This window comes from Mesorhizobium onobrychidis, assembly GCF_024707545.1.
Taxonomy (GTDB): Bacteria; Pseudomonadota; Alphaproteobacteria; order Rhizobiales; family Rhizobiaceae; genus Mesorhizobium; species Mesorhizobium onobrychidis.
This window is the reverse complement of record NZ_CP062229.1, coordinates 4892851-4918308: the sequence shown is the minus strand read 5'-3', so window position 1 is coordinate 4918308 and position 25458 is coordinate 4892851. Positions and strand designations below refer to the sequence as shown.

At 59.9% G+C, this 25458-nt stretch carries 28 protein-coding genes, 1 tRNA gene and 1 pseudogene; 20 read left to right on the top strand and 10 right to left on the bottom strand.

Going from position 1 to position 25458, the window contains the following annotated elements:
* The first annotated feature begins 65 nt into the window (after positions 1-65).
* The 8 genes from ribH (at position 66) to IHQ72_RS24480 (ending at position 8974) form a co-directional block, all read left to right on the top strand.
* Positions 66-560: a 6,7-dimethyl-8-ribityllumazine synthase gene (gene ribH, locus IHQ72_RS24515; RefSeq protein ID WP_258117801.1), complete on the top strand. Its 495-nt coding sequence runs from the start codon at positions 66-68 to the stop codon at positions 558-560.
* On the top strand, positions 557-1057 hold the full coding sequence (nusB, locus tag IHQ72_RS24510) for a transcription antitermination factor NusB (RefSeq protein WP_258117800.1): 501 nt from the start codon (positions 557-559) through the stop codon (positions 1055-1057). Before ribH ends, nusB begins: the two co-directional genes overlap by 4 nt.
* Positions 1054-2274 carry an MFS transporter gene (locus tag IHQ72_RS24505; protein WP_258117799.1) on the top strand — a complete coding sequence of 407 codons (1221 nt, stop codon included), beginning with the start codon at positions 1054-1056 and terminating at the stop codon, positions 2272-2274. The genes nusB and IHQ72_RS24505 overlap by 4 nt, the downstream gene beginning before the upstream one ends.
* A gap of 251 nt (positions 2275-2525) precedes the next feature.
* Positions 2526-3437 carry a glycine betaine ABC transporter substrate-binding protein OsmF gene (osmF, locus tag IHQ72_RS24500; protein ID WP_258117798.1) on the top strand — a complete coding sequence of 304 codons (912 nt, stop codon included), beginning with the start codon at positions 2526-2528 and terminating at the stop codon, positions 3435-3437.
* A gap of 252 nt (positions 3438-3689) precedes the next feature.
* A complete protein-coding gene (locus tag IHQ72_RS24495) occupies positions 3690-4856 on the top strand; it encodes an ABC transporter permease (RefSeq protein WP_258117797.1) in 1167 nt (388 codons plus the stop codon).
* Positions 4853-5791, top strand: a complete 939-nt coding sequence (locus tag IHQ72_RS24490) for an ABC transporter ATP-binding protein (protein ID WP_258117796.1) — start codon at positions 4853-4855, stop codon at positions 5789-5791. The genes IHQ72_RS24495 and IHQ72_RS24490 overlap by 4 nt, the downstream gene beginning before the upstream one ends.
* The gene (locus tag IHQ72_RS24485) at positions 5788-6552 is read left to right on the top strand and encodes an ABC transporter permease (protein ID WP_258117794.1); all 765 of its coding nucleotides are present in this window, start codon (positions 5788-5790) and stop codon (positions 6550-6552) included. The genes IHQ72_RS24490 and IHQ72_RS24485 overlap by 4 nt, the downstream gene beginning before the upstream one ends.
* 280 nt (positions 6553-6832) lie before the next feature.
* Positions 6833-8974, top strand: coding sequence for a sodium-translocating pyrophosphatase (locus IHQ72_RS24480; RefSeq protein ID WP_258117793.1), 2142 nt, complete (start codon positions 6833-6835; stop codon positions 8972-8974).
* Positions 8975-9252: 278 nt separating this feature from the next.
* Here IHQ72_RS24480 and IHQ72_RS24475 read toward each other — a convergent pair whose 3' ends face one another.
* Complete coding sequence (locus tag IHQ72_RS24475; RefSeq protein WP_309508652.1) at positions 9253-9798, bottom strand: outer membrane protein assembly factor BamE; 546 nt, start codon at positions 9796-9798, stop codon at positions 9253-9255.
* Positions 9799-9913: 115 nt separating this feature from the next.
* Here IHQ72_RS24475 and IHQ72_RS24470 point away from each other — a divergent pair, with 115 nt between their 5' ends.
* The 7 genes from IHQ72_RS24470 (at position 9914) to IHQ72_RS24440 (ending at position 15001) form a co-directional block, all read left to right on the top strand.
* The gene (locus IHQ72_RS24470) at positions 9914-10456 is read left to right on the top strand and encodes a ubiquinol-cytochrome C chaperone family protein (RefSeq protein WP_258123923.1); all 543 of its coding nucleotides are present in this window, start codon (positions 9914-9916) and stop codon (positions 10454-10456) included.
* 7 nt (positions 10457-10463) lie between these two features.
* On the top strand, positions 10464-11012 hold the full coding sequence (locus IHQ72_RS24465) for a YceD family protein (RefSeq protein WP_258117791.1): 549 nt from the start codon (positions 10464-10466) through the stop codon (positions 11010-11012).
* 131 nt (positions 11013-11143) lie between these two features.
* Positions 11144-12214 (top strand): phosphate acyltransferase PlsX, encoded by a 1071-nt coding sequence (gene plsX, locus IHQ72_RS24460; RefSeq protein ID WP_258117790.1) that lies wholly within the window; start codon positions 11144-11146, stop codon positions 12212-12214.
* A gap of 9 nt (positions 12215-12223) precedes the next feature.
* Positions 12224-13195 carry a beta-ketoacyl-ACP synthase III gene (locus tag IHQ72_RS24455; RefSeq protein ID WP_258117788.1) on the top strand — a complete coding sequence of 324 codons (972 nt, stop codon included), beginning with the start codon at positions 12224-12226 and terminating at the stop codon, positions 13193-13195.
* A 104-nt stretch (positions 13196-13299) separates the two neighbouring features.
* Complete coding sequence (locus tag IHQ72_RS24450; protein ID WP_095485783.1) at positions 13300-13623, top strand: integration host factor subunit alpha; 324 nt, start codon at positions 13300-13302, stop codon at positions 13621-13623.
* A gap of 195 nt (positions 13624-13818) precedes the next feature.
* Positions 13819-14361 carry a MerR family transcriptional regulator gene (locus tag IHQ72_RS24445; RefSeq protein WP_258117786.1) on the top strand — a complete coding sequence of 181 codons (543 nt, stop codon included), beginning with the start codon at positions 13819-13821 and terminating at the stop codon, positions 14359-14361.
* A 301-nt stretch (positions 14362-14662) separates the two neighbouring features.
* On the top strand, positions 14663-15001 hold the full coding sequence (locus tag IHQ72_RS24440) for a hypothetical protein (protein WP_258117784.1): 339 nt from the start codon (positions 14663-14665) through the stop codon (positions 14999-15001).
* 53 nt (positions 15002-15054) lie between these two features.
* Here the strand turns inward: IHQ72_RS24440 and IHQ72_RS24435 are convergent, their stop codons facing one another.
* A complete protein-coding gene (locus IHQ72_RS24435; protein WP_258117783.1) occupies positions 15055-15330 on the bottom strand; it encodes a hypothetical protein in 276 nt (91 codons plus the stop codon).
* A 452-nt stretch (positions 15331-15782) separates the two neighbouring features.
* On the opposite strand from IHQ72_RS24435, the gene IHQ72_RS24430 reads away from it, so the two are divergent.
* From IHQ72_RS24430 to IHQ72_RS24420, 3 genes are all read left to right on the top strand, one after another.
* Complete coding sequence (locus IHQ72_RS24430) at positions 15783-16070, top strand: helix-turn-helix domain-containing protein (protein WP_095491037.1); 288 nt, start codon at positions 15783-15785, stop codon at positions 16068-16070.
* A 176-nt stretch (positions 16071-16246) separates the two neighbouring features.
* Positions 16247-16323 (top strand) — tRNA-Pro (locus IHQ72_RS24425).
* Between the two features lie 197 nt (positions 16324-16520).
* Complete coding sequence (locus IHQ72_RS24420) at positions 16521-16847, top strand: hypothetical protein (protein WP_258117782.1); 327 nt, start codon at positions 16521-16523, stop codon at positions 16845-16847.
* Between the two features lie 158 nt (positions 16848-17005).
* Here IHQ72_RS24420 and IHQ72_RS24415 read toward each other — a convergent pair whose 3' ends face one another.
* The 5 genes from IHQ72_RS24415 to IHQ72_RS24395 form a co-directional block, all read right to left on the bottom strand.
* Positions 17006-17641, bottom strand: coding sequence for a hypothetical protein (locus tag IHQ72_RS24415; RefSeq protein ID WP_258117781.1), 636 nt, complete (start codon positions 17639-17641; stop codon positions 17006-17008).
* Positions 17642-17733: 92 nt separating this feature from the next.
* Positions 17734-18027: a hypothetical protein gene (locus IHQ72_RS24410; protein ID WP_258117780.1), complete on the bottom strand. Its 294-nt coding sequence runs from the start codon at positions 18025-18027 to the stop codon at positions 17734-17736.
* Positions 18028-18403: 376 nt separating this feature from the next.
* Entirely contained in the window at positions 18404-19762 is a 1359-nt protein-coding gene (locus tag IHQ72_RS24405; RefSeq protein ID WP_258117779.1) for a hypothetical protein, read from the bottom strand.
* Positions 19763-20129: 367 nt separating this feature from the next.
* On the bottom strand, positions 20130-20534 hold the full coding sequence (locus IHQ72_RS24400; RefSeq protein ID WP_258117778.1) for a hypothetical protein: 405 nt from the start codon (positions 20532-20534) through the stop codon (positions 20130-20132).
* Between the two features lie 5 nt (positions 20535-20539).
* Positions 20540-20893 (bottom strand): hypothetical protein, encoded by a 354-nt coding sequence (locus IHQ72_RS24395; protein WP_258117777.1) that lies wholly within the window; start codon positions 20891-20893, stop codon positions 20540-20542.
* 218 nt (positions 20894-21111) lie between these two features.
* On the opposite strand from IHQ72_RS24395, the gene IHQ72_RS24390 reads away from it, so the two are divergent.
* Positions 21112-21525, top strand: a complete 414-nt coding sequence (locus IHQ72_RS24390) for a hypothetical protein (RefSeq protein ID WP_258117776.1) — start codon at positions 21112-21114, stop codon at positions 21523-21525.
* A 66-nt stretch (positions 21526-21591) separates the two neighbouring features.
* On the opposite strand, the gene IHQ72_RS37515 is transcribed toward IHQ72_RS24390, so the two are convergent.
* The gene (locus tag IHQ72_RS37515) at positions 21592-22056 is read right to left on the bottom strand and encodes a hypothetical protein (RefSeq protein WP_258117775.1); all 465 of its coding nucleotides are present in this window, start codon (positions 22054-22056) and stop codon (positions 21592-21594) included.
* Positions 22057-22171: 115 nt separating this feature from the next.
* A pseudogene (locus IHQ72_RS36930) lies at positions 22172-22572 on the bottom strand (hypothetical protein).
* Between the two features lie 1167 nt (positions 22573-23739).
* On the opposite strand from IHQ72_RS36930, the gene IHQ72_RS24375 reads away from it, so the two are divergent.
* On the top strand, positions 23740-24543 hold the full coding sequence (locus IHQ72_RS24375; RefSeq protein ID WP_258117772.1) for a MipA/OmpV family protein: 804 nt from the start codon (positions 23740-23742) through the stop codon (positions 24541-24543).
* Between the two features lie 9 nt (positions 24544-24552).
* Here IHQ72_RS24375 and IHQ72_RS24370 read toward each other — a convergent pair whose 3' ends face one another.
* On the bottom strand, positions 24553-25302 hold the full coding sequence (locus IHQ72_RS24370; protein WP_258123922.1) for an IS5 family transposase: 750 nt from the start codon (positions 25300-25302) through the stop codon (positions 24553-24555).
* Positions 25303-25458: the final 156 nt, after the last annotated feature.

Genomic DNA, 25458 nt, shown 5'->3' with positions numbered 1-25458 from the left:
CGCCAATCTTCTGCTTGCGATCAAACCGGCTTCGGCCTAAGTCACCGGCGATCCCGGAGACATCTATGGCTGGCACATCCCAACACGGCAAAGCGTTCATTCGCCCGAAGAAGAAGGCCCACCTTCTTGTCATCGAGGCACGCTTCCATGACGACCTTGCCGACGCGCTGCTCGAAGGCGCGACAAGCGCGCTCGAGGAAGCGGGCGCTACATACGATGTCGTCACCGTTCCGGGCTCACTCGAAATTCCCGCGGTGATTTCCTTCGCGCTCGACGGTGCCGCCGAAGGCGGGCCAAGCTATGACGGTTTTGTCGCCCTCGGCACCGTCGTGCGCGGTGACACCTATCATTTCGACATCGTCGCCAATGAATCCAGCCGTGCCCTGATGGACCTATCCGTGCAGGAAGCGGTCTGCATCGGCAACGGCATCCTGACCACCGAAAACGACGAGCAGGCCTGGACGCGGGCCAGGCGTTCGGAAGGCGACAAGGGCGGCTTTGCGGCGCGTGCGGCGCTGACTATGATTGCCCTCAAGCAACAGTTGGGGGAGCGATCGTGAGCGAACCCGCATCACCCGGCCAGCCCTCGGTGCGCCACGCCAACAAGCGCGGTGCTGCCCGTCTGGCCGCCGTGCAGGCGCTCTACCAGATGGATGTGGCCGGCAGCGGCGTCTTCGAGATCACCGCCGAATACGAGGCGTTCAGGCTCGGCAAGGAAGTCGACGGCGCGCTCTATCGCGAGGCCGACGCACAATGGTTCCGCGCCATACTCGCCGGCGTCGTCGAGAACCAGAAGACCATCGATCCGATCATCCGCCAGGCGCTGACCGAGGACTGGCCGTTGTCCAGGCTCGATTCGACGCTGCGCGCCATATTGCGCGCCGGCGTCTACGAACTGATGAAGCGAGAGGACGTGCCGGTGGCTGTCATCGTTTCGGAATATGTCGATATCGCCAAGGCGTTTTACGAAGAAGACGAGCCGAAGCTGGTCAACGCGGTGCTCGATCGCGTGTCGCGCCGGGTGCGCGGCGAGGGGCGCGGCAAGGACGCTTTATGACAGCCGTCGCTATCGCCGAGGCTGGCAGGGAAGCGCGCCGCACGGCGCTCATCCTTGCCGCTTCGCAGGCGATCATCGGTTCGGCCGCACCCATCGCCATTTCCGTGGGTGGGTTGGCCGGACATTATCTGCTCGGCTCCGACAAGTCGCTGGCGACCGCACCGATCACCGGCTTCAACGTCGGCGTGGCGCTCGGCGCCTTGCCGGCCGCCGCCATCATCCGCCGGCTCGGCCAGCGTGACGGCTTCATGACTGGCACGATCGTCACTGCGCTCGGTGGTCTGATCGCCACGCTGGCGCTGTTCCAGGCCAGCTTTTGGCTGTTCGCCTTCGGCCTGCTGGTGATCGGCATCGGCGGTGCCTTCGTCCAGCAATTCCGCTTCGCCGCCGCCGACAACGCGCCGTCTGAATTCAAGGCGCGCGCCATCTCCTTCGTGCTGGCCGGCGGCATCGTCACGGCCATCCTTGGGCCGCAGATCGTTATCTTCACCCGCGAACTGTTTGCCCCGGTGATGTTTGCCGGCTCGTTCGCGTCGATCCTGGTGTTGGCGGCGGTCGGCGCTGCCATCCTGTCGCTCCTGCGCATCCCGGCCAAGGCAGCCGGCAAAGCGGATATCACCGACAGCGACGCACGGCCGCTCTCCGAGATCGTGACCAGGCCGCGCTTCGTGGCAGCGCTGTTCTGTGCCGTCGGCAGCTATGCGCTGATGAGCTTCGTCATGACCGGCGCACCGCTCGCCATGGTCGGCTGCGGCCTGTCGACGGACGACGCCACGCTTGGTATTTCCTGGCATGTCATGGCGATGTTCGCGCCGAGTTTCTTCACCGGCTCGCTGATCTATCGCTTCGGCGCCGAACGGATCGTCGCAACCGGCCTTGTGTTGCTCGTCGGCTGCGCCGTGGTGGCGCTGTCGGGCCTGGCCCTGTGGCAGTTCTGGACGGCGCTGATTCTGCTCGGCCTCGGCTGGAATTTCGGTTTCATCGGCGCTACCGCCATGGTCGCCGACAGCTACCGGCCATCCGAAAAGAGCAAGGTCCAGGGTTTTCACGACTTCGTCCTGTTCGGCTCCGTCGCTTTCGCCTCGCTGATGTCGGGCGCGGTCTACAATGCCTGGGGTTGGGAGATGCTGAACTGGATCATCTTCCCGGTGACGGTGCTGTGCTTCATGGCGCTGGGCGTGCTGAAGATGACGAGCGCGCGGCCGACCGGCGCATGACCCCGAACCGAAGGTTCGGAAAGGATCATGCGAAAAATCAAAGTGCTACAGCGTCCTTTGCGCGTTCAAACGGACGCGCGGCGCTGTAGTGACATGACGCTGTCGGGATCAGACAGCCGCGGATCCACCCGCATCCGAACAAAATTATTGCCCCCATCACCCTTCTTATGAAACCGTGTGCCCCGACGGGGCATTGAAGCCATGCTCATATGCGGCAGCCGTAGTCCGGTTCTCAGCAAGGGATTTGTGAAATGTTTTCAGTCAAGTTTCTGGCCGGCGCAGCACTGGCGCTCGGCATCACCGCAGCCTCGGCGAACGCTCAGGTGGTGGTGTCGTCGAAGATCGACACCGAAGGCGGCGTGCTCGGCAACATCATCCAGCTGGTGCTGAACGCCAACAACATCCAGACCACCGACCGCATGCAGCTCGGCGGCACTCCTGTGGTGCGCAAGGCGATCACCGCCGGCGAGATCGACATCTATCCGGAATACACCGGCAATGCCGCCTTCTTCTTCGAGAAGGCCGACGATCCGGTGTGGAAGGATGCCGCCAAGGGCTATGAAACGGCCAAGAAGCTCGACTACGACGCCAACAAGATCGTCTGGCTGTCGCCGTCGCCGGCCAACAACACCTGGGCGATCGCGCTGCGCAAGGATGTCGCCGAGACCAACAAGCTGGCGACGCTGTCCGACTTCGGCAAATATGTCTCCGGCGGCGGCCAGGTGGTGCTGGCGGCCTCGGCCGAATTCGTCAATTCGGCCGCCGCACTGCCGGCCTTCCAGACCACCTATGGCTTCACGCTGAAGCCGGACCAGCTGATCACGCTCTCCGGCGGCGATACGGCGGCGACCATCGCCGCTGCGGCGAACCAGACCAACGGCGCCAATGCCGCCATGGTCTACGGCACCGACGGCGGCATCGCGCCGTCCGGCCTGGTCGTGCTCGAAGACGACAAGGGCGTGCAGCCGGTCTACCAGCCGGCGCCGATCATCCGCGAGGCGGTGCTGAAGGAGCATCCCGCAATCGAGACGCTGCTGAAGCCGGTCTTCGCCAAGCTCGACCTCGTCACCCTGCAGGAACTGAACGGCCGCCTCCAGGTCGGCGGCGAGCCGGTCAAGGGCGTCGCCGAAGACTTTTTGAAGAAGAACGGGTTTTTGAAGTAGGCCGTTCCTGAAATCGTGACATCGGTGCGCGGCGCCCCCCTCTGGCCTGCCGGCCATCTCCCCCTCAAGGGGGGAGATCAGATGTCCCGACGGCTTTCGCCACCTTTCAGCTGTGCAAGGTGTGTACCGGCGCTGATGCTGCCAATCTCCCCCCTTGAGGGGGGAGATGGCCGGCAGGCCAGAGGGGGGCGCGACGGAGCGCGACGGTCCTGACGTCAGATCCTCAAGTCGCCGCCATCGCACAGGCACGTCATGACCGTCAGATTCGACAAGCTCGGTGTGGTCATCGCTGCGATCGTTGCCTATGCCGCTTTCGCGGCGCCCTTCGCCACCTTTCGCGCCAATCGCATCGTGCCAGGCGAGGCACGCTCGATCCTCGAAGCTCTGCCTGCGGCGGCAGGCCCGCTGCTGCTTGCGGTCATCGTCGTCGCGGCGGTCGTCGCATTGCTGAAAACGCCACTCATCCTGCGCCTTGCCGCCAGCGTGGTCGCGCTTGCTGCACTGGCGCTGCTGATCGGCGTCGCCGGCAGCTTCCTGACGCCTGAGGGCAACACCTTTGCCCGCATCTCGCCGGCTTCGGGTTTCTGGTTGCTCATCTTCGCCTTTACGCTTTTGCTCGTTGATGTGCTGACGAGGCTCAACCTGTCGCCATGGGCGCGGATCGGCGTGCTTGTCGTCGCGGCAGCGGCGATCGGCCTGCTGCTGGTCTCGGGAAGCTGGAACAGCCTGTCGATCCTCAAGGAATATGCCAACCGTGCCGACAGTTTCTGGGCGGAAGGCTCCAAGCATGTGACGCTGGCGCTGGGTTCGCTGGCGGCGGCGGTGATATCAGGCCTGCCGCTCGGCATCCTCTGCCACCGCGTCGAAAAATTGCGGGCCGGCGTGCTCAACGTGCTGAACATCATCCAGACCATTCCCTCGATCGCGCTGTTCGGCCTGTTGATCGCGCCGCTCGGCTGGGTCGCCACGCATGTTCCCGGCGCAGCCGCGCTCGGCATTCGCGGCATCGGCACCGCGCCCGCTTTCGTTGCCCTGTTCCTGTATTCGCTGCTGCCGGTGGTGGCCAACACCGTGGTCGGGCTTGCCGGCGTGCCGCGCGCCGCCAATGACGCCGCACGCGGCATGGGCATGACCGATCGCCAGCGCCTGTTCGGCGTCGAATTTCCGCTGGCCTTCCCGGTGATCCTCACCGGCATCCGCATCGTGCTGGTCCAGAACATCGGCCTTGCCACCATTGCCGCGCTGATCGGCGGCGGTGGCTTCGGCGTGTTCGTGTTCCAGGGCGTTGGCCAGACGGCGATGGACCTGGTGCTGCTCGGCGCCGTGCCAACGGTGGCTATGGCCTTTGCTGCCGCCATCATCCTCGACGCGGTGATCGAAATCACCTCCACCAGGAGACGCGAGGCACAATCGGCATGATCGAGATCGAAGGCATTACCAAGCGCTATGGCGCGACAACGGTAGTCGACGACGTGTCGATGGTGATCGAGCCGCGCACCATCGCTGTCATTGTCGGCACCTCAGGCTCCGGCAAGACGACGCTGCTTCGCATGATCAACCGGCTGGTCGAGCCGACCTCCGGCGTGATCAGGCTCGACGGCGCCGACAACCGCTCGCTGCCCGGCTACGAACTGCGCCGCAGCATTGGCTACGCCATCCAGGGCCATGGGCTGTTTCCGCATCGCACGGTGGCGCAGAACATTGCCACCGTGCCGGTGCTGCTCGGCTGGGACGCGGCGCGCATCAAGCGCCGCGTCGACGAGTTGATGACGCTCTACCAGCTCGATCCCCAGGCGTTCGGGCCACGCTATCCGCACGAGCTCTCTGGCGGCCAGCAGCAGCGCGTCGGCGTCGCCCGGGCGCTTGCCGCGGAGCCGAACGTGCTGTTGATGGACGAGCCGTTCGGCGCGCTCGACCCGATCATCCGCAACAAGGCGCAGGAGGATCTTCTGGCGATCCAGAAGCGCTTCGGCACCACTATCATCCTCGTCACCCATGACATGGAGGAGGCGGTGCATATGGGCGACAAGATCGCGGTGATGGATGCCGGCAAGCTGGTGCAATACGCCAAGCCCGCCGAGATCCTGGCGAAGCCGGCCAGCGCCTTCGTCGAGACCCTGGTCGGCGCCAGCGAAAAACCGTTCAGGCTGCTGTCGCTCGGCCGCGTGCGCGACGCGGTCGAGACGGGCGCTGCCGAAGGCGAGGCGATTCCCGGCGGCGCAAGCCAGCGCGATGCGCTGGCCGAACTGTTGTGGTCGGGCCGCCCGGCGCTGCCGGTAAAGGACGCGGACGGCAAGCCGCTCGGCCGCGTGACGGTGGAGGGGCTGGTGAAACGCGCGGCGAGACCGGCATGAAAGAGGCCGGTGTAAAAGCTTGGCTTCCATCACTGCTCAGGCTTGTCCTGGTGGTGCTGCTCATTGCCTTCGTGACCAATCCCGGCTGGTTCGAACCGCTGCTGAAGCCGCTGACCGAGAACAACGCGCCGGCGATCTATAACCAGGGCAGCCTTTTGACGCTGACGCTGCTGCATCTGAGAACCGTGCTGATCGCTACCGTGGCCGCGACCATCGTTGCCGTGGCGCTCGCCATCCTGGTCACCAGGCCGGCCGGCGTCGAATTCCTGCCGCTGTCGCGCAGCCTGGTCAATATCGGCCAGACCTTTCCGCCGGTGGCGGTCCTGGCGCTGGCCGTGCCGGCTGTCGGCTTCGGCGAAAAGCCGACGCTGATCGCGCTGTTTCTCTACGGCCTGCTGCCGATCTTCGAGAACGCGCTGACCGGGCTGACGACGCTTCCGGCCAACGTGGTCGAGGCGGCGCGCGGCGCCGGCATGACCGGCTGGCAAAGGCTGGTCAAGGTCGAGCTGCCGCTCAGCGCGCCGATCATTCTCGGCGGTATCCGGCTGTCGGTGGTCATCAGTCTCGCCACCGCGACGATCGGCTCGACCGTGGCGGCCAGGACGCTCGGCGAGGTGATCATCGCCGGTCTGTTGTCCAACAACCTCGCCTTCGTCCTGCAGGGGGGCCTGATCGTCGCAGCCCTTGCCGTGCTGATCTATGACGGGCTGTCGGCTATCGAGCGCTACACCGCACGCCGCATGGGGCAGGAGACCGCGTAGCCGACAGCTCAGAGCTTAGATATCGCGTTCGCCCATCTCGGCGGAAATGGATTCCAAACAGCGATTTCCATGACCCGGCCGGGTTCTGAGTGAAAGAGCGGCTCTGCCGAGAGTCTTTTGGGCGAAAGCCGGGCAAAAACCGAACAATATCTTGACGTTCGCAACCCTGTTTCGCATAAGCCGATGGGAAGGGAGCGGATTCCGCGCGCGGAATCCGCTCCCCTGTCTCAACGGCCCAGGGAGGGGTTCTTTTGGGTCATCAAGCGAGGAAAATCCGGCAATGACCATAATTTCAGCTGTCATCGCCTGCGGTCTGCTTTCAGTCCTTTACGCCATCTGGGCGACACGTTCGGTCCTCGCGGCCGATCAGGGCAATGCACGCATGCAGGAAATTTCCGCGGCTATCCGCGAAGGCGCGCAGGCCTATCTGGCGCGCCAGTACACCACCATCGCCATCGTCGGCGTCGTGGTCCTGCTGCTCGCCTGGTGGCTGCTTTCGATCACCGCCGCCTTCGGCTTCCTGATCGGCGCCGTTCTGTCGGGCGCTGCCGGCTTCATCGGCATGCACGTCTCGGTGCGTGCCAATGTCCGCACCGCGCAGGCGGCTTCCAACAGCCTCGCTGCCGGCCTCGAGATCGCCTTCAAGTCGGGCGCCATCACCGGCATGCTGGTCGCTGGCCTGGCCCTGCTCGGCGTCTCGATCTACTACCTGATCCTCACCCAATTCATGGGCCTTCAGCCCAACGACCGTGTCGTCATCGACTCGCTGGTTTCGCTCGGCTTCGGCGCCTCGCTGATCTCGATCTTCGCCCGTCTCGGCGGCGGCATCTTCACCAAGGGCGCCGACGTCGGCGGCGATCTCGTCGGCAAGGTCGAAGCCGGCATTCCCGAAGACGATCCACGCAATCCGGCCACCATAGCCGACAATGTCGGCGACAATGTCGGCGACTGCGCCGGCATGGCCGCCGACCTGTTCGAGACCTATGCGGTGACCGTGGTCGCCACCATGGTCCTCGCCGCCATCTTCTTCGGCGGCACCGCCGTTCTCAGCGCCACGATGCTCTATCCGCTGGCCATCTGCGGTGCCTGCATCCTGACCTCCATCGTCGGCACTTTCTTCGTCAAGCTCGGCTCCAACGGCTCGATCATGGGCGCGCTCTACAAGGGCCTGATCGTCACCGGCCTGCTGTCGATCGTCGGCCTCGGCATCGCAACCTCGGCAACGCTGGGCTGGGGCGAAATCGGCACGGTCGACGGCATGGCCATCACCGGCGCGAACCTGTTCATCTGCGGCCTGATCGGTCTCGTGGTGACCGGTCTCATCGTGGTGATCACCGAATACTACACCGGCACCGACAAACGCCCGGTGAACTCCATCGCCCAGGCTTCGGTCACCGGTCACGGCACCAACGTCATCCAGGGTCTTGCGGTCTCGCTGGAATCGACGGCACTTCCGGCGATCGTCATCGTCGGCGGCATCATATCGACCTACCAGTTCGCCGGCCTCTACGGCACGGCGATCGCAGTCACCACGATGCTCGGCCTTGCCGGCATGATCGTTGCGCTCGACGCCTTCGGCCCGGTCACCGACAATGCCGGCGGCATTGCCGAAATGGCCGGCTTGCCCAAGGAAGTGCGCCAGTCCACCGATGCGCTCGACGCCGTCGGCAACACCACCAAGGCGGTGACCAAGGGTTACGCCATCGGTTCGGCCGGTCTCGGTGCGCTGGTGCTGTTTGCGGCCTACTCCAACGACCTGAAGTTCTTTGCCGCCAACAGCGACAAATATCCTTACTTCCAGGGCATGGGCGACGTCTCTTTCGACCTCTCCAACCCTTACGTCGTCGCCGGTCTGATCTTCGGCGGTCTGATTCCGTATCTGTTCGGCGGCATCGCCATGACCGCCGTCGGCCGTGCGGCGGGCGCCATCGTCGAGGAGGTGCGAAAGCAGTTCCGCGAGGATCCGGGCATCATGGCCGGCACGTCGAAGCCGAACTATGCGCGTGCGGTCGATCTTCTGACCAAGGCGGCGATCCGGGAAATGATCATACCGTCGCTGCTGCCGGTGCTGGCGCCGCTGGTCGTCTATTTCGGCGTGCTGCTGATCTCGGGCTCGAAGGCGTCCGCCTTTGCAGCACTTGGCGCCTCGCTGCTCGGCGTCATCGTCAACGGCCTGTTCGTCGCCATCTCGATGACCTCTGGCGGCGGCGCCTGGGACAACGCAAAAAAATCGTTCGAGGACGGCTTCACCGACAAGAACGGCGTCAAGCACCTCAAGGGTTCCGAGGCGCACAAGGCCTCGGTGACCGGCGACACGGTCGGCGATCCCTACAAGGACACCGCCGGTCCGGCAGTCAATCCGGCTATCAAGATCACCAACATCGTCGCCCTGCTGCTGCTGGCCGTGCTCGCGCACGGCTGAGGCCGCTCGGCCCTTCCGGGCCCGAAATCCAGAACCGAACCCGCGGGAGCGATCCCGCGGGCTCTTCTATTTTGGACGTCCAGCATCAGGGCATTGACGCCCGTGACTGCTCCAAAGCTCGCGTTCAAGTCGTCTGCGGCTCGCAGCCTGCGACGCTGGCTTGCTGTCTCAAAACAAAAACCCGCAGGATCGCTCCCGCGGGTTTTCGGTCGCCTGAGATGTTACTGCTTCCAGGGAAGCAAAAGGAAAGGATGAGAAGCCGATTCTGCCGGGATGGATCAGGTGCCGCCGAGCGAGCTGCCGCCGCCACCGGGGAGGCCGGGCGCCAGCTTGCTGGCGCCGCCGATGATTTGGCTGAGGAAGTTCTGGTCCTTGCCGCCGGTCGGCGTGGTCCTTGAGATGAAGTCAAACACCTTGCCGTCCTTCAGGCCGTAATTGGCGATCTGGGTAACGCGCCCGTCCTCGCCGAAATAGACCGCCAGCACCTTCTGGTCGACCAGCCTCGGCTTGTCGAAGGCGACGTAACGCTTGCGCGTCTGCGAGATGTAGTAGAAGGCCTCGTTGTCGAAAGTCGCCTTCGTCGACGGGGTGCCGAGCGCCAGAAGCACCTGTTCGCGGCTCGAGCCGACCGGCACCAGGTCGATCGCCTGCTGGTCGATCACGTAGCCCTGCGTCAGCGTCTCGCCCGGATTGAGATCACCGATCATTTTCGACGAGTTGCAGGCGGACAGCGCCGATGCAACCACCAGCAGCGAAACCGCGCCGGCGGACCTCGACAAAGCGGACCTGGACAGAAAAGTCGACTTGAATTTCAGCGCGCGCAACTACAACTCCATTAGCTGGCCGCAACTTGCGCTGGGCCGCAAAACCGGTAAACCAGCTTGCTCGCCGATGCAACAAGGCCAATTCAAACAAACGGTCCCCAGGAGACCACCCTCAATGTTCCAGCGCCTTTTTGGTCGCGAACGTCACGCCAACCGCGTTATCACCGAGGCGCTTTACGCACAAATCGTGGCAGCGGCGCGGCAAACCGTGTTTTATTCCGACTGGAATATACCGGACACGCCGCTTGGCCGCTTCGAGATGCTGTCGCTGCACATGTTCCTGTTTCAGCACCGGCTGCACGGCGAGGGCGGTGTCGCCGGGGAGGTCGCGCAGGTGCTGATCGACGAATTCTTCATGGATGTCGAGCATTCGCTGCGGGAACTGGGCATCGGCGACGTCGGCGTGCCGAAGCGCATGAAGAAACTGGCGAAGATGTTCTATGGCCGCACCGCCGCCTATGACGATGCGCTGGAACGTAACGACCATGATGCACTCATCGCCGCCCTTGCCCGCAATGTCAGGCCCGATGCCGCCATCTGGCCGCAAGCAACGCAACTGGCCGGCTACGTCGCCGATGTCTCCAGGCGACTCGCGAAACAGCCGACCGAATCGATTGTATCCGGCACGGTGGCATTCCCCGTGGCCAGGACTATCTAAGGAAAAGATGAAACACGCCGATTCCCAGAGCCCTGTGTCCTTCGTGGCCAATGTCGCCAGGCTGCCGCAAAAGGGACTGCCGGTGGTGATCGAGGCCGACGCCGCGCAGCGCGCCGCGCTGGCGGGCGAGCACGATTTGTTCTCGGTCGAGAACTACCGTGTCGAACTCCTGGTGGTGCCGTGGAAGCGCAACGGCATCAAGGTCAGCGGCCGCGTCGAGGCCGATATCACCCAGGCCTGCATCGTCACCCTCGACCCGGTCGAGGCGCATATCGACGAGGCGGTCGACGGACTGTTCCTGCCGGAGCAGTCCAAGCTCGGGCGGCAGGGTTTCGAGGGCGGCGGCGAGATAATGCTCGATGCCGAAGGTCCGGACAGCCCGGAAATATTTTCCGGCAATACGATCGATGTCGGGGCGCTCGCCGAACAGTTCTTTGGGTTGGCGATCGATCCCTATCCGCGCAAGCAAGGCGTTTCAATGGAGGCTGCCGACGATGCCGGGACTGCGGAAAGCGAATTCCAGCAAAAGCTGCGTTCCCTGCTAGGAAAATCCTGAAAACCCGACCCAATCGGAGAAAGCCGGTTGTGCGGCAGCCCAAAAACGCTATTTTCGCCGAACCTTCGCGAGCCCCAAAACCGTTGCCAGCGCCAGGCGCTCGCTCAAGCAAACTGTGAGATGAACACCGCGTGATCAGGATTTCCATCGATGCCATGGGTGGCGATCACGGACCAAGCGTGGTCATCCCGGCGCTCATGACGGTCGCGACGCGGCGTCCCGACATCCGCTTCGTCATCTATGGTCGCGAGGAGGCAGTGCGCCCCGAACTCGCGAAACTCCCCAAGCTGGCGGAAGTGTGCGAGTTCATTCACTGCGAAATAGCAGTCAAGATGGACGACAAGCCGAGCCAGGCGCTGCGCCATGGCCGCTGGAAGTCGTCGATGTGGAAAGCGGTCGAGGCGGTCAAGGCAGGTACTGCCGACGCCTGCATCTCGGCCGGCAACACCGGCGCGCTGATGGCAATGTCGAGGTTCTGCCTTCGCACCATGGCGACCATCGACCGTCCGGCGATCGCGGCGCTCTGGCCGACATTGCGCGGCGAAAGCGTGGTGCTGGACGTCGGCGCCACCATCGGCGCGGATGCGCATCAACTGGTTGATTTTGCCATTCTGGGCACTGGCATGGCGCGCTCGGTTTTCGGCATCGAACGGCCGAGCGTCGGCCTGCTCAATGTTGGCGTCGAGGAGATCAAGGGCCAGGAAGAGGTCAAGGAGGCGGGCCGTATGTTGCGCGAGGCCAACATGGCCTCGATGAACTACCATGGTTTCGTCGAGGGCGACGACATCGGCAAGGGCACGGTCGACGTGGTCGTCACCGAAGGATTTGCCGGCAACATCGCGCTGAAGACGGCGGAAGGCACGGTAAGACAGATCGCCGGTTATCTGCGTGCCGCGATGGACCGGACGTTGATGGCCAGGATCGGCTATATATTCGCCAAAGGCGCCTTCGATCGCCTGCGCGAAAAGATGGACGTCGGCCGCTCCAATGGCGGTGTTTTCCTGGGTCTGAACGGCATCGTGGTGAAAAGCCATGGCGGGGCTGATTCGGACGGCTTCGCGGCGGCGATCGAGCTTGGCTACGACATGGTGCGCAACAATCTGCTCGACCGCATCGAAGCCGATCTCGACCTGTTCCATGCGCGCAATCCGCATGCCCAGACATCTAGGAAATCCGACGTCGTTGCCGACGCAGAGGAATAGGAAAGAGCCTTGATCAGATCAGTCGTGCGCGGCACAGGCGCCGCGCTGCCCCGCCGCATCATGAAGAATGCCGATTTCGAAGGCATGGTCGAGACGTCAGACGAATGGATCGCCCAGCGCACTGGCATCCGCCAGCGCCATATCGCGGCCGACGACGAGACGACGGCTTCGCTCGGCGAGGCTGCGGCGCGCGCAGCCCTCGACAATGCCGGCCTGACGCCTGCCGATATCGACCTGATCGTGCTGGCGACCTCGACGCCCAACAACACCTTTCCAGCGACCGCCGTCGACATCCAGAACCGGCTCGGCATGCATCACGGCTTCGCCTTCGACATGCAGGCAGTGTGCTCGGGCTTTGTCTACGCGGTGACGACAGCCGACCTCTATATCCGCGGCGGCCTGGCCAAACGCGTGCTGGTGATCGGCTCCGAAACCTTCTCGCGCATCCTCGACTGGAGCGACCGCTCGACCTGCGTCCTGTTCGGCGACGGCGCCGGCGCGATGGTGCTTGAAGCAGGAGAGGGGGCGGGCAGCATTGCCGACCACGGCGTGCTGGCGGCCAGCCTGCGCTCCGACGGGGCCTACAAGGACAAGCTGTTCGTCGACGGTGGACCGTCGACCACTGGAACGGTGGGCCATCTCAGGATGGAAGGCCGCGAAGTGTTCAAGCACGCGGTCGGCATGATCACCGACGTCATTGAGGCGACGTTCTCAGCTGCCGGCATCACCGCTGAGGATCTCGACTGGTTCGTGCCGCATCAGGCCAATAAACGGATTATCGACGCTTCCGCCAAAAAGCTCGGGATAGCTGAGCAAAAGGTGGTGGTTACGGTCGATTTGCACGGCAACACCTCGGCTGCTTCCGTGCCGCTGGCTCTGTCGGTGGCAGTCGCCGACGGCCGCATCAAGAAGGGTGACCTGGTGCTGATCGAGGCGATGGGCGGGGGCTTCACCTGGGGCGCGGTTTTGGTTCGCTGGTAAGTGCCGAACTGACAGGTTCGGTCCTTGACCTTGCCGGATCAATTACTTAGGCTCTCTCTTTGCTTGTATAGAGTTATGTTTTTGAGCTGATGGGGACGGTTCGCATGGGGGGAAAGACACTTACGCGCGCCGATCTTGCTGAAGCCGTTTATCGCAAGGTTGGCTTGTCGCGCACTGAATCGGCCGAGCTCGTCGAAGCGGTTCTGGACGAGATTTGCGAAGCGATCGTTCGCGGCGAGACGGTGAAATTGTCGTCGTTCGCGACGTTCCATGTCCGCTCCAAGAACGAGCGCATCGGGCGCAATCCCAAGACCGGCGAGGAAGTGCCGATCCTGCCGCGCCGGGTGATGACCTTCAAATCGTCGAATGTGCTGAAGAACCGCATTCTGCGCGCCCACCAGAACAGCAAGGCCAAGGGCAGCAAATAGCGGCTGCGCATCAAAGCCCGGTTGAAAACGGTCGCCTCCTTTGACGCCGGGCTTGAATATTGTTTCATAAACCGCTGAAATAAGGCCCGATTCGGCAGAACCAGCCGGATCGGAATGACTCTTTGTTGAGCATGATCTTGGCCGAAAACCGATTCCCACTTTTCGGGATCATGCTCCAGCGTGAGGATTTCGCCCATGGACAAGAGCCCCGATGCTTTCCGCACCATCAGTGAGGTCGCAGAAGATCTCGACCTGCCGCAGCATGTGCTGCGTTTTTGGGAAACGCGTTTCAATCAGATCAAACCGATGAAGCGCGGCGGCGGCCGCCGCTATTACCGGCCGCAGGATGTCGAACTGATCAAGGGCATCCGCCACATGCTCTACGACCAGGGCTATACGATCAAGGGCGTGCAGAAGCTGCTGCGCGAGAACGGCAACCATTTCCTGGTCGCCATCGGCAGTGGCGACATGGCGGCCGTCGAGGCGATCTCGCAGCGTCGGCAGGCCGATGCGGTGCCGCTGACGCCGGCGGCCCAGCCGCGCGGCGCCGATGACGAGTTGCTGGTCGGCGAGCCCAAGGTGAAACCCAGCCGGCGCTTTTTCGGCCTGGGCAAGACCGACGACGACGGGCCGGTGCAGCCGGGCACGTCGAAACTCTCGCGCGACAACCGTGCTTTGCTGCAGGAGGCGCTGTTCGACCTTCTGGAATGCAAGCGCCTGCTCGATCAGGTGCGCTAGCGCATGACCCCGAAAATCGGAATCGATTTTCGGAAAGGATCATGCGCAAAATTAAAGTGCTACAGCGTCCCTTGCGCGTCCAATAGGACGCGCGGCGCTGTAGTGCATGTCGCCCAAAAGCTTGCCCTCGGGCTTGAGCCGGATGCGCAGCGGTTTTGGGACAACGACGCATAAAAAGAAAAAGCGGGTCGCATGAATTGCTTCAGACGCGACGCGCTTTAAGGGCCGATCGATCGCCGGCAAAAAACCGGAACTGCTTCCGAAATCATGCGTTCCTTTTCGCAAAGGAAGGAAGCATATCATGGTATCTTTTTCGACCCTCTCCGACATCGACCTTGAAAAGCAGGTCGCATCCCTCTCCAGGGAACTGGCGGCGCTGAGAAAAGCCGTGTCCAGGCGCGGCGGCGCCTATTACGAGGACGGGCGTGACACCGCGTCGGACTATTACTCGGACCTTGCCGAGCGCATCAGTGACGCTCTGCCTGCGATCAGGAGGCATAGCAGGGTGATAGAGAAGACAGCCCGCGATCATCCCGCGACAGCGGCCGCTGTCGGGCTGGTTGTGGTCGGGCTCGTCGCCAGCCTGTTGCTCAGCCGACAGCAGAAGACGTCGCGAGCGACATCCAGATCGGCACGTTGAGACAAAGAAAATGGCGGCGCGGACGGCCGCCATTTTCGTTGATAAAAAGTCGATCAGCGCGCGAGCTTGAGCTTGTTCTTCGGGCTGACCTGCGCGGTCTGGCTGCATTTGCCATAGACGGTGCCGTTGGAGTCGGTGGCATCTGTGTATGTACCCTTGCAGTCGAGCTGCAGCACCAGGCAGTGACCCGCGCCCTTACAAACCGCGCCGCCGCCGCTCGGATGCGTGCCGTCGGCGAAGGCCGAGCTCGGAACGGAAATCGAGCCGAAGGCCGAGACGACGATGGCAGCGGCGAGCGACAGGCGCTTGAAGTTCGAGATATTGGTCATTTGAGCATTTCCTTCTCTGGATCGAGGATCGCCGTCAGGGCGTCCTTCTGGTTGGGGACCGCCTTTGTGGCGTCCATACCGTCTTGGTGCGGCCCGGAGAGGAAAGGTTCACGCGTCGGTCCAAAAAATTCGCAGTCCCCTGACGCGTTCTGCCTGCATCAGGCTCCCGCCGCGGATTCGATCCGTTCAAACGGCTGACGGGCCAGCGACAGCCGCTTAACAAGGGAGCGGCTCAGAACCGTCGAACAATTCGGCGATCGGCCAGTCAAAGAACCCGATGGGGATGACGGTCCCGTGCCGGTGCCGCCGAGGCCCGGGCTGCGCCGATCGGAATCACGATGCCGTGACGGCATCTTTGGCGCTTGGCAAATCACCATTGAGAGGGCATTCTCTGCGCCGTCTCAGGCAACTTCTTGATTTGATCAAACTCTTTAAATCCACGGAGTTGCCAAATGCCCCAAATAGCAACAAGCGAAGCTTTTTCCGAACTGTCGGCGACCGAAGCTGCGCCCGACCACAGCGCCCTCAAGGCCATCCGAGAAACCAGGGGATACAGCATGGAAGAGCTGTCTCTGACGTGCGGCCTGGCGGTCGATGAAATCGCGGACATCGAGAACGGCAAGAATGCAGATTTATCGAAGCTTCGGCGAATAGCCTCCGCGCTCCGGCTTCCGGAAGACGCGCTGATCAATACAGCCGTGCTGACACAATCCGTGGAAAATCGACGGCCCGTCTCATAACAGCGACGCCAGAGGATCAAGCCAGACAAACGAGTGTGATACTGGATTTGAAGTTTCTGAATGCTGACGACGTCCAACAGAGCAGGAACTTCAAATCCACCATGCCGGGCATCGGCGCGACGGCCGCCGAATTCGGTTGACCCGAACCGGGTTATCACGATACATCGCGACCGGTCCGGAGTGTAGCGCAGCCCGGTAGCGCACTTGACTGGGGGTCAAGGGGTCGTCGGTTCGAATCCGGCCACTCCGACCATTTTAAAAAACAAGGACTTACCCCCGAAAGTCCACCTTCAATTTCCCCCATATTTTTCGGCCAGGGTAGCGCTAGGGGTAACACCTCTCCTATTTTGCGCGGGTTCCTGCGACTATCGGCCGGTCCACGCGACAATGGACGCGACAGACCGCGATGCGGGCAGGCGCACCTTAATTGTTTGCCTATGGGAGACTCGAATGCGATCGAAAGCTATGTTTCTTTGGGCATTTTCGCCGCTTTTGGTAGCAAATACATCCGCAGCAGATACTGTTGGGACAGTCCAGTTTGAGCAAATGCCCCGATGCGATTTTTTCGCTATTGAGACCAATTCGGGATTCACTCTCGTTCATCGTCTCGACGCCGGTTTGGACGTCGAGCATGGAGACAAAATTACAGGTCACCTGACGAGTGTGGGACCAGACGGCCTGCAAATAAACGGCGGGGCCAAAATGTATGCCTGGATCGACGACTACATGGTCAATTCGAATCGCGCCGAGGCATATGTTCAAGATAGGTGTAAATAGGCAGTCTTGCTCTAGCCAGAACGGCCCGCCACCTTGCGGCAGCGGGCCATGCCTCCGGGGCTAGGGACTTACGCCGCCCAGCTCCCGTTTTCTGTTCGGTATGCCATTATCTCTGCCTCAGAGGTGTCTTTGTCATCCCTTACCTCTTGAGGCCGCAGTTAATCCGCTTCTACTACGGGACCATTCCTGACGAAGGCCCAGCCGTATCCGCCGACGATCTTGCGCTTGCGCGTGCAGAGACAGGCCGCTCGAATATCCTTGTAAGAAGTTCCCACGTCCTCAGCCGCAGCAACGATCGTTCCGTAGGTCTTGCCATCCGAGCGGCGCACAGCGCGGTTGCTGCGCCTGTTGCGACACTGCTCTGATTTTGTCGACCAGCGGCAATTCTCAGGACTATAAGGACCGTCATTATCGATCCGGTCGATGGACAAGTGCTCGTTTTTCGGAAGGTGCGAGCGATCCTCCCAACCATTTGCAAGTGCCCAATCGCGGAAAACGACAAGGTCATGCCATTCGGCGCAGACCTTGATCCCGCGCCCGCCATAGTGACGAAAGTCAGAGTTGGTCGGGCTCTCGCACCTTTTTCGTATGCCACGCCAGATGCGCCAAAGAGGCGTGCCCTTGCCACCATGACGATACTGTGTCGCCGCCGACCGTTCTCGTGCGAGACAGCCGCACGAGCGACTGTTGCCGGTCTTCAGACTGTTGTTGATGACAAGGCGCTCATTGTCGCATTCGCAACGACAAAGTTGCTGAGGCCTGTTGCGACGATCGTTCTCGACCTGCCTAACCACTGTAAACCGCCCAAACACGTCGCCTGGCTTTATGGTTGTCGACCTTCGCATCCTCCACCCTTAGCTTGTCCTGCGACCTGTGAGGCGGTCCGTCATCCCCTGAACCGCTCGGTACGCCAATGGATCTTGCCATCGATCTTCATCGGCTTGTGTATCATCAACCGCTTCGGCAGGTGCTCCGGATGCACCTCAAGCAGCGTGATCTTGATCTGCGGCTTGCAGCGGCTGCAGTCGAACTTGAGTTTCAAAGGATCGGCGCCGCCGCCATAGACCATCATGAGATCGGCGGACCGGCAGTAGCGCACATTGCCGCAACTGCATTCCGCCTTGACGAGCATGTTGTGCCGGGTTGCCTTGCCCAGCGTGTCGATTGGATCATGCCCCATGCGAACAAAAGAGGAACATTTTCCTTGCACGTCAAGACGGTTTGTGGAACCTATCCACGATGAGCGACGAGACCCGTCTGCCGCATGGTCGGCAGCCGCCTCAGTCGCGCGGCTCGATTGAGAACCATGTTGCGAGCATCCGGGTTGCAGCAACCTTGGCGGCTTTGGCTTCGCTAGGCCCAGGCAGCCGTCTCACTGGTTCTGTCTCGCGCATCGTGAGGATGGCGAACAATATCTCTCAAGGGGACGGCACCAATGACCCGCTCAACCTTCGCAGGGGAACTGCAGGGTGCATCCCGACCGCGTTGCAGACATGTCTCGTGCCGATCTTCAGGTCATGCTTCGACGGGCCGCGCCTATCCATTGGTCCTCGATCTTAGTGTCGCAAACGCCGCGCCAAAGTCCCAAACTGACGTGAGACATCCGACATAACTTTGCGTACCGAGACCTTTTGATGCTTTCTGATTATACGAAGAGATGAAACCGTGCAGATGTAGATCACAAAAGTGTGCAAGGCGAGGACACCGAGGGTCGCGAATGCCATGTAATCTAAGCCGTAATGTCCGATTGGGCGCGCTTCTTGGAATTGCCATTTCCATATCCCGAGTGGGGATATCTCGTAACCAAAAACAACTGCTATCAAGTTGAAAACCGACGGGTACATTGAGTAGACTAGCGCCGTTGCTATCGCGGGCGTGAATGCCCACAGATACGAAACGGACACCCCAATCAAATCATCTGTATCTAGGGGCGTCCACGTTTGATCATCCAGGTTTCGCGCCTGCAAGGCTCGGAGCTGACGCCAATAATAATAGGACACCATAAACATCCAGATAGGGACAATCCGCAAGAAATCGAGCGAATTGAAGTCTATCCCGCCAAGAGAGGCTTTGCTGTGATCTTTGTCATAAATGTCGATCAACGATTTCGACAATTCATCTACTAAATAATATTTTCCATCAATTTCACCAAGAATTTCTATCGCGAGAAGCTCAATTGTCCGAATGTTTAAAATGTATAAGTCCTCGTCATAAGGAAAATATTTTTTTACACGATCCGGTAGTAGTCTGTCCCTATCTGCCCTCGCCAAATATAACCCGGTCTCTTCTGCCCAACGAAAAATTGATGGAAATATGGACAATGCTGAGTGGGGCAGCGCTAAACTCGTTGTGCCATTGTTAGCTGGAATAATCAGCGCGAAAAATCTCTGATTGCGAGAACTTTGACAATCATTGTCGAAAATCAGATATCTCACGTTGCGGCTATATATGTCGTTCCAATCCAAAGGACGCAAATAATTGAAGTTATAGAAAAAGAAATAGGTATCTGGTTGTATCAAAAGCGCATCGCATTTTTTGAGGATCGAGTACGGCACTGGTATATCGTCTATGACCACGCCCAAGTCATTCTTGGCAGCTCCGAACCTTTTCATAAGTTCCGTTAATTCAGGAATTTGTCCCGTCTGTTCTGCTCGTTTTTTCATGGCGGTTATATAAAGGTCATGGTATTGCTTTCCTAAACCGTCAGAAAAACTGGCTATATCTTTATCAGTGGCCTGGTGCGGCTTATAAAGGCCAGTGGCAATATCGCGAGCAGCCAAAATAAGTGACAACTGCAACTTGGTTTCATAATTTGCATTTCGTTGTATCTCGCCAATGGCTAGATAAATGAAGGCTGCAGCTGCCAGAATCAGCGCAATGAAGGCATGTTTAGCTGCTGTTAGATGTCCATCCACTGCGGCAAGCCACCTTGTTAGAGTATTCCGCACTCCACACAAAGAAGCTTGGGTGGCGATTGCCCTATAGTCTATAACCTGACGATTGAGAACGATACGCCGATTTGGTGCTCGGGTGTCGGGACGAGCCTACACGTAGAACAGATCGGGCGGACCGTCCATCTCATCGATGATGTCGGGCGTGTTGTTCCGCGGGCTTCCGATCTTTGTTGTCGATTGGCCACATCTTCATCAGCTCTGACGGATGCGGCTGCATCAAGCGAAGGGGGTGCGCTCCTGGTCCTTTTTAGCTAGGGCCATTTTCATCGTCCTCCCTGAAATCCTGGGAAGTCGACCATTTCTACACCTGCCCGAGTTGCGGACAGCCCTAAAAGCAGGAATGAATGGGGTCGAAACTAGCCAACACTACCATAATTGCCAGGCTGAGCGCACCGACTCCGACAAACAACTGTTTAGCGTCAAATGCTTGTTTCCGCCCTTGGTAGGGCAGCGAAGTGTCATCATACTCGTACATTTGTTCCAATAGCGCTCTATCGACTGTCACCTTACCGAACACATATTGTAAATAGTCACTCAGAATCGCTGCCGCGCCACAAAATCCGACTAGAAATACCAACAATCCATAAGACTGCAGCTCCTTTGCAAAGGGGGAACTATCTGTCCTAATCGTATAAAATGCTACTAGTAACCCGAACGCGATGTATCGACATATTTCTGAAATAGTCGCAGTTATAGACTGCTTTGCATCGAGGAAATCCTTGCGTTCTAGCATTTTACTTAACCTTTTGGCGCACTCGGACCAGGATCGTCTGTGCCGGGGTGGGAAGTTTTTAGGATCAGTGCGCCGGCTGGATATGCCGCAGGGTTTGGCGGGCTCACCAAAAGGTATTTCAAGTCATCTTTGCATCGATACACTGCATCGTCCGCGGACCAATATGCCTCTGGCGGGCAGTCCAATGGCTTCTTCCCATCGACCGCTTCGACGACTGGCTGAGCGAAACCCGTCGAACGGCTGACGACCTTCGGGCCTTCCCCGTTCTTTGTTGTGAAATACAAGCTTTCAACGTCGTCCGCTCTGGCGCTAACTGTGGCAAGCGTCAGAATGAAGCTGACAAGCAAATTGATGCGCATAGACCCCTCCCAAGAACGCGGAACATACAGAATGTTCCTTCACGTAGCTAGGCGGGCCGATTTTGCGAAGACTACTCTTCGGTGCACTTAGGAAGCGTTCGCTGCAAGAGAGAACTGCCACACCAATTATAACGGTGCATTGGCTGGCGGTGCACTTGCCGCGAGCCTACCACAGTGTTTCTTAGCCAGACAGTTCCACGGGCGCAGGGGCAACTTGGGTGGCTTTGAGTGACGAAATAAAATCGCATTCAGATACGACATTCAAAACCACGTGGGAGAGCCGCGACGGAACTGTTGTTCCAGAGCCTTCAGCGCTAAAGCTAACGAATGACGCTATCTATTTCAAAAGAGCGACCGTTCTCTACGCCGACTTAGATGGCTCAACAAATCTGGTTGAGAAAAAAACTTGGTCTTTCGCTGCCGAGATATACAAGACATTCCTCTACGCTTCGGCGCGTCTGATCCGAAACCAAGGAGGAAGCATCGTTTCCTATGACGGCGACCGAGTGATGGGGATTTTCATCGGATCGCAGCAGTCGAATGATGCGGTTTCGTGCGCCCTGAAGATCAACTATGCCGTGAAGCAGATTGTCCAACCATCTTTGAAAACCAACTACCCCAAATCTGATTAGTTCAGGCTTTCGCTGGATATTGGGGGGATATCGCGGATGGGGTTCCTTCTATTCTGGCTCGGCTTGTCAGCCATCGTCGGGGTCGCAGCCGGCAAACGCAATCGCAGCACCTTCGGTTGGTTCTTGCTGGCGATCCTGATTTCGCCGTTGCTTGCGGGTCTTCTCGTGCTGGCGCTTGGTGACAGGCGGCCACCACCCTCCCAATACACGGTCCAAATGCCAGTCACGGGACCAGGAATCACCTTCGGCCCTATACTCGAGAAGCAATGCCCCGACTGCGCTGAGATGGTGAAGGCGGATGCGCGTATCTGTCGGTTTTGCCGACATCAGTTTTGATCGCCGTGCGAATGATTTCCATACCTCTGCGCGCCTACCTGCTGCTGCGCTCTTTCCGGCCAGGTCACACGCATAGACGAGCAAGGCGGCAAGGTGACGATTGAACTGGGACCGTTGGTGACGGTTGACATCGACAAGGTCAAGGCTGGTCGCAAAATACCAGGCGCCAAAGCGCAAGACGCCGCTGCGCGACATGGCGGATTAAGCGGGGAAGGCGGCCCGTCGCTGGACGTTCCCCAACACGACAGATACGCGCTCGGGCATCTCTTTAGGGACGGGCCATAGCCGCACTTCCGCCCCATCGCTTACCTCATGCGGGCATCAAATCGATGACCCGCATGATCGCGACCGCACTGCTCGTGTTTTGGGTGCCTTCTGTAGTAGCGCCTTTAGCGCAGGCCCAAACATCGCCCTTCTTGACTGTGAACTGTTCTTTGTTGTGAACGACCGAAAGTTCTCCCTCAGTCATGTGGCAGAGCATGTCGTTCTTCATCATGTTGTCCGGCGTCTTCGCCCCGGGTTGGATAACAACATCGCGTGTATGACCGAAGCCCGCTCACCAAGCGCTACAACTCTGACACCGGGGCCGATCTCCTTGCCCTCATCGGGGCCGTAAGTCTGTGCGGCGGCTGGGGTTGCCCAAGCGATCAGTGGCGTTGCGGCCACTGTAAGACCGAGTGCAAATGTGGATCTACGATTGACGGCTTCCATTGCTTCCTCCCTATCAAAAGTTGGTCGGAAAGGTAGGCCAACAAATCAAGGATGAGCCGTTGCGGCCCAAAGTCAACTGATCTTCCGTTGGGTTTTGACCCTAGGGCCGGATGGATAACTGCCTGACGACACGAGGAACTCGGAGTGCGAATTGCTCTCGCTGTATTGACGTCGTTGCATCGTGACAGCGGTGCGTGCGATCTGCGACCGGTAGCCGTCGAGCTTGACCTCGTGAATCCAGCCATCCCCCTCGGGTGGCTTCGCAACCAGGGTTGGCAACATTGGTGGAATGAACGCCAGCCGGTCAGCGCCGGTACTCACTCGTTTACGCACGGATTCGACTATAGGTCCGGTCGATCTGGCTGCTAGGGGAACGAAACACGATCATTTTACTAAATTAGTTGCAACTTATGAAGGTGGCGATGATTAAACCCCAGCCGGCGAACGTCCCCCGCCCGTCGGTTAGGCCCGACGGCCGACTGGTCCCCCCAATTGGCTGCCGGGCCGCCTGAAGTGGTAGGCACGGTGAGGCCAAGTGACCCGAATTAGAACCAGCCAGATCGGCATGCCGTTCTCCTTGAAATATCACCACCGGCAGCGTCAGGTAAGCCGCCGCACAGACGCGTGGAGCGCCGTCCGCGTCACATTCGCCTTAGTAGCCGCCGCCGCCCATGCCGCCGCTACCGCCGGGGCTACTGCTGCCACCGTTTGTGGTCTGTGTCGTGGAATGCTGCGCTCCATTGCTGGTCATGCACCCGGCGGCACCGGTTAGGATCATGAGCAAGACTGCGATTGTGATGTGACTGGGCATAAGGGTTGTCTCCCTTCCGTGGGTTCCCCCGCAATCGGTCAACAACATTGCGCTCGGTTCTATTCCATCACGATCGAGTGACGGATTTGGGGCTTTTGACACCCATTTCAGACAGCTTTTGCCTTGGTCATGCCGGATCACCACCCAGCCCTTTTGAGATAGGCCGCGTCGGCGCGGCCCCAGTGATAATCACGACGGGCCGAGGTTGTGTTTAAGCTATGCCTCGATCTGTTCGCCCACGAACTCCAAAATTCGGCCACACGACGCGGTTGCTGATAGCCAATTTCGCTTGCAGCATCTTGGTTGATACTTCACCATGCAGTGGAACGATATCTAGCGTCCGAAGGTGGAAGGTTTTGATCAAAATTGGCCTCAGCGTGGTTGCTGCAACCGTACTCCTTGTGACGCCCGCCTGGTCAGCCGACAATTCAGGAGTGGATCAGGCGCCGCAGACTGATGTCGACGTTGTCATTGAACTCGGCCTTGGCGGAATAATTCAGCCTGAATACGAAGGTTCAAAGGATTATGAGATTTGGCCGTGGCCAGTGATCGGCTTCGGCTATCTCGCCATCCCCGGTTTGTTTGCAATCGGTAGCCCAGAGGCTCAGGCAGGCGGATTCGCGATCGGTCCGTCCTTCAACTACACCTCTGATCGGGACGTCAGCGATGATCCAGACCTGTCCGGGCTTGATGATGTCGACGCTACATTCGAAGCTGGTTTGCGGGCCAGCTATGAATGGACCAACGCGGAGGTTTGGGGAGAGGCTCGCTATGCTTTCGGGGGTGCTGACGGTGTCGTGGGTGAATTCGGCGTGAACGCGGTGGCCCGGCCTACGCCTGAGCTCGAGCTCAAATTGGGACCTTTCGCGACAGTTGCTTCAGCCGACTATATGGACAGCTATTTCGGAGTTTCGGCTCGAGAATCCGCTAACACAGGCTTCAGAGTTGACGCCTTTGATCCAGGCGGTGGCTTTAAGAGCGTGGGTATCAGGGGGCTTGCAAGATATGAATTTCGGCCGACCTGGTTTTTGAACGCAAAGGCATCGTACAGTAAGCTTGTGGGCGACGCCGCCGATTCGCCGATTGTTAAGTTTGGCAGCGAAGATCAATTCGCTTTCGGCTTGAGTATCTCGAAGAGGTTCTCGTTCGACTTGTTCTAGGCCGTGAACTCATAAAACGCGCAGCCAAAGCTGGATGGATGCTAGCTTGACGAAGGCGAGGTAGTTTGCAGCGAGTTTGTCGTAACGGGTGGCAATGCGACGACATTGCTTGATCTTATTGAAGAACCGCTCGACGAGATTGCGCGCTCGGTAGAGATATGGACTGAAAGAGATGGGCTCCTTGCGATTTCGCTTGGGCGGTATATTGGCCCAGGCGCCCTTCGCGCTGATGAGTTCCCTGATCCAATCCGCATCATAGCCGCGATCAGCTAGCAGCATCGTGTGTGGATGCAGCCCGCTTAGGAGAACCGAACACAGCCGGTTGTCGTGAGCCTCACCGGACGTAAGACCAATGCGCACCGGCAGACCATTGGCGTCCACGACGGCGTGAATCTTGCTTGTCAGCCCACCGCGTGAACGGCCCATTTGTTGATCGCGGTTATTCGCTATGCAGGCCCCGTGCTGGTGGACCCGAACGACTGACGTGTCGATCATCTGCACCGCCGCATCATGGCTGGCAGCCAGCATATCCATGATCTGATCCCAGACGCCAGCCCGCCGCCAGCGAACGAAGCGATTGTAACAGGTCGTATGGGGACCATAGTTCTTTGGCAGATCGCGCCACGGCGCACCCGATCGCAAGACCCAGAAGATGCCGTTGAGAATGCGCCGGTCGTCGACACGGGGAATGCCGCGTGCCTTGTTCGGGAGCATCGGCGCAATGACGCGCCATTCAGAGTCGCTAAGTTTATATCGCATGCTCGGACCCACTTACGGACGAGGACCACATCAGCTCCCCACTCAAGGCCTCGTCCTGCGTTCCGGGGTTAGCACCAATTTGGAACTGACAGTGAGCCGGTCCGACGGAGACAATTGACTTGCGGCCGACATAGCGCGAACTAGGAATGACGCTCA

Coding starts and splice junctions, on each gene's coding strand:
- ribH (WP_258117801.1), top strand. CDS start 66: ATGGCTGGCACATCCCAACACGGCAAAGCGTTCATTCGCCCGAAGAAG.
- IHQ72_RS24505 (WP_258117799.1), top strand. CDS start 1,054: ATGACAGCCGTCGCTATCGCCGAGGCTGGCAGGGAAGCGCGCCGCACG.
- osmF (WP_258117798.1), top strand. CDS start 2,526: ATGTTTTCAGTCAAGTTTCTGGCCGGCGCAGCACTGGCGCTCGGCATC.
- IHQ72_RS24495 (WP_258117797.1), top strand. CDS start 3,690: ATGACCGTCAGATTCGACAAGCTCGGTGTGGTCATCGCTGCGATCGTT.
- IHQ72_RS24490 (WP_258117796.1), top strand. CDS start 4,853: ATGATCGAGATCGAAGGCATTACCAAGCGCTATGGCGCGACAACGGTA.
- IHQ72_RS24485 (WP_258117794.1), top strand. CDS start 5,788: ATGAAAGAGGCCGGTGTAAAAGCTTGGCTTCCATCACTGCTCAGGCTT.
- IHQ72_RS24480 (WP_258117793.1), top strand. CDS start 6,833: ATGACCATAATTTCAGCTGTCATCGCCTGCGGTCTGCTTTCAGTCCTT.
- IHQ72_RS24470 (WP_258123923.1), top strand. CDS start 9,914: ATGTTCCAGCGCCTTTTTGGTCGCGAACGTCACGCCAACCGCGTTATC.
- IHQ72_RS24465 (WP_258117791.1), top strand. CDS start 10,464: ATGAAACACGCCGATTCCCAGAGCCCTGTGTCCTTCGTGGCCAATGTC.
- IHQ72_RS24450 (WP_095485783.1), top strand. CDS start 13,300: ATGGGGGGAAAGACACTTACGCGCGCCGATCTTGCTGAAGCCGTTTAT.
- IHQ72_RS24445 (WP_258117786.1), top strand. CDS start 13,819: ATGGACAAGAGCCCCGATGCTTTCCGCACCATCAGTGAGGTCGCAGAA.
- IHQ72_RS24440 (WP_258117784.1), top strand. CDS start 14,663: ATGGTATCTTTTTCGACCCTCTCCGACATCGACCTTGAAAAGCAGGTC.
- IHQ72_RS24435 (WP_258117783.1), bottom strand. CDS start 15,330: ATGACCAATATCTCGAACTTCAAGCGCCTGTCGCTCGCCGCTGCCATC.
- IHQ72_RS24430 (WP_095491037.1), top strand. CDS start 15,783: ATGCCCCAAATAGCAACAAGCGAAGCTTTTTCCGAACTGTCGGCGACC.
- IHQ72_RS24420 (WP_258117782.1), top strand. CDS start 16,521: ATGCGATCGAAAGCTATGTTTCTTTGGGCATTTTCGCCGCTTTTGGTA.
- IHQ72_RS24410 (WP_258117780.1), bottom strand. CDS start 18,027: ATGGGGCATGATCCAATCGACACGCTGGGCAAGGCAACCCGGCACAAC.
- IHQ72_RS24400 (WP_258117778.1), bottom strand. CDS start 20,534: ATGCTAGAACGCAAGGATTTCCTCGATGCAAAGCAGTCTATAACTGCG.
- IHQ72_RS24395 (WP_258117777.1), bottom strand. CDS start 20,893: ATGCGCATCAATTTGCTTGTCAGCTTCATTCTGACGCTTGCCACAGTT.
- IHQ72_RS37515 (WP_258117775.1), bottom strand. CDS start 22,056: ATGTCGCGCAGCGGCGTCTTGCGCTTTGGCGCCTGGTATTTTGCGACC.
- IHQ72_RS24370 (WP_258123922.1), bottom strand. CDS start 25,302: ATGCGATATAAACTTAGCGACTCTGAATGGCGCGTCATTGCGCCGATG.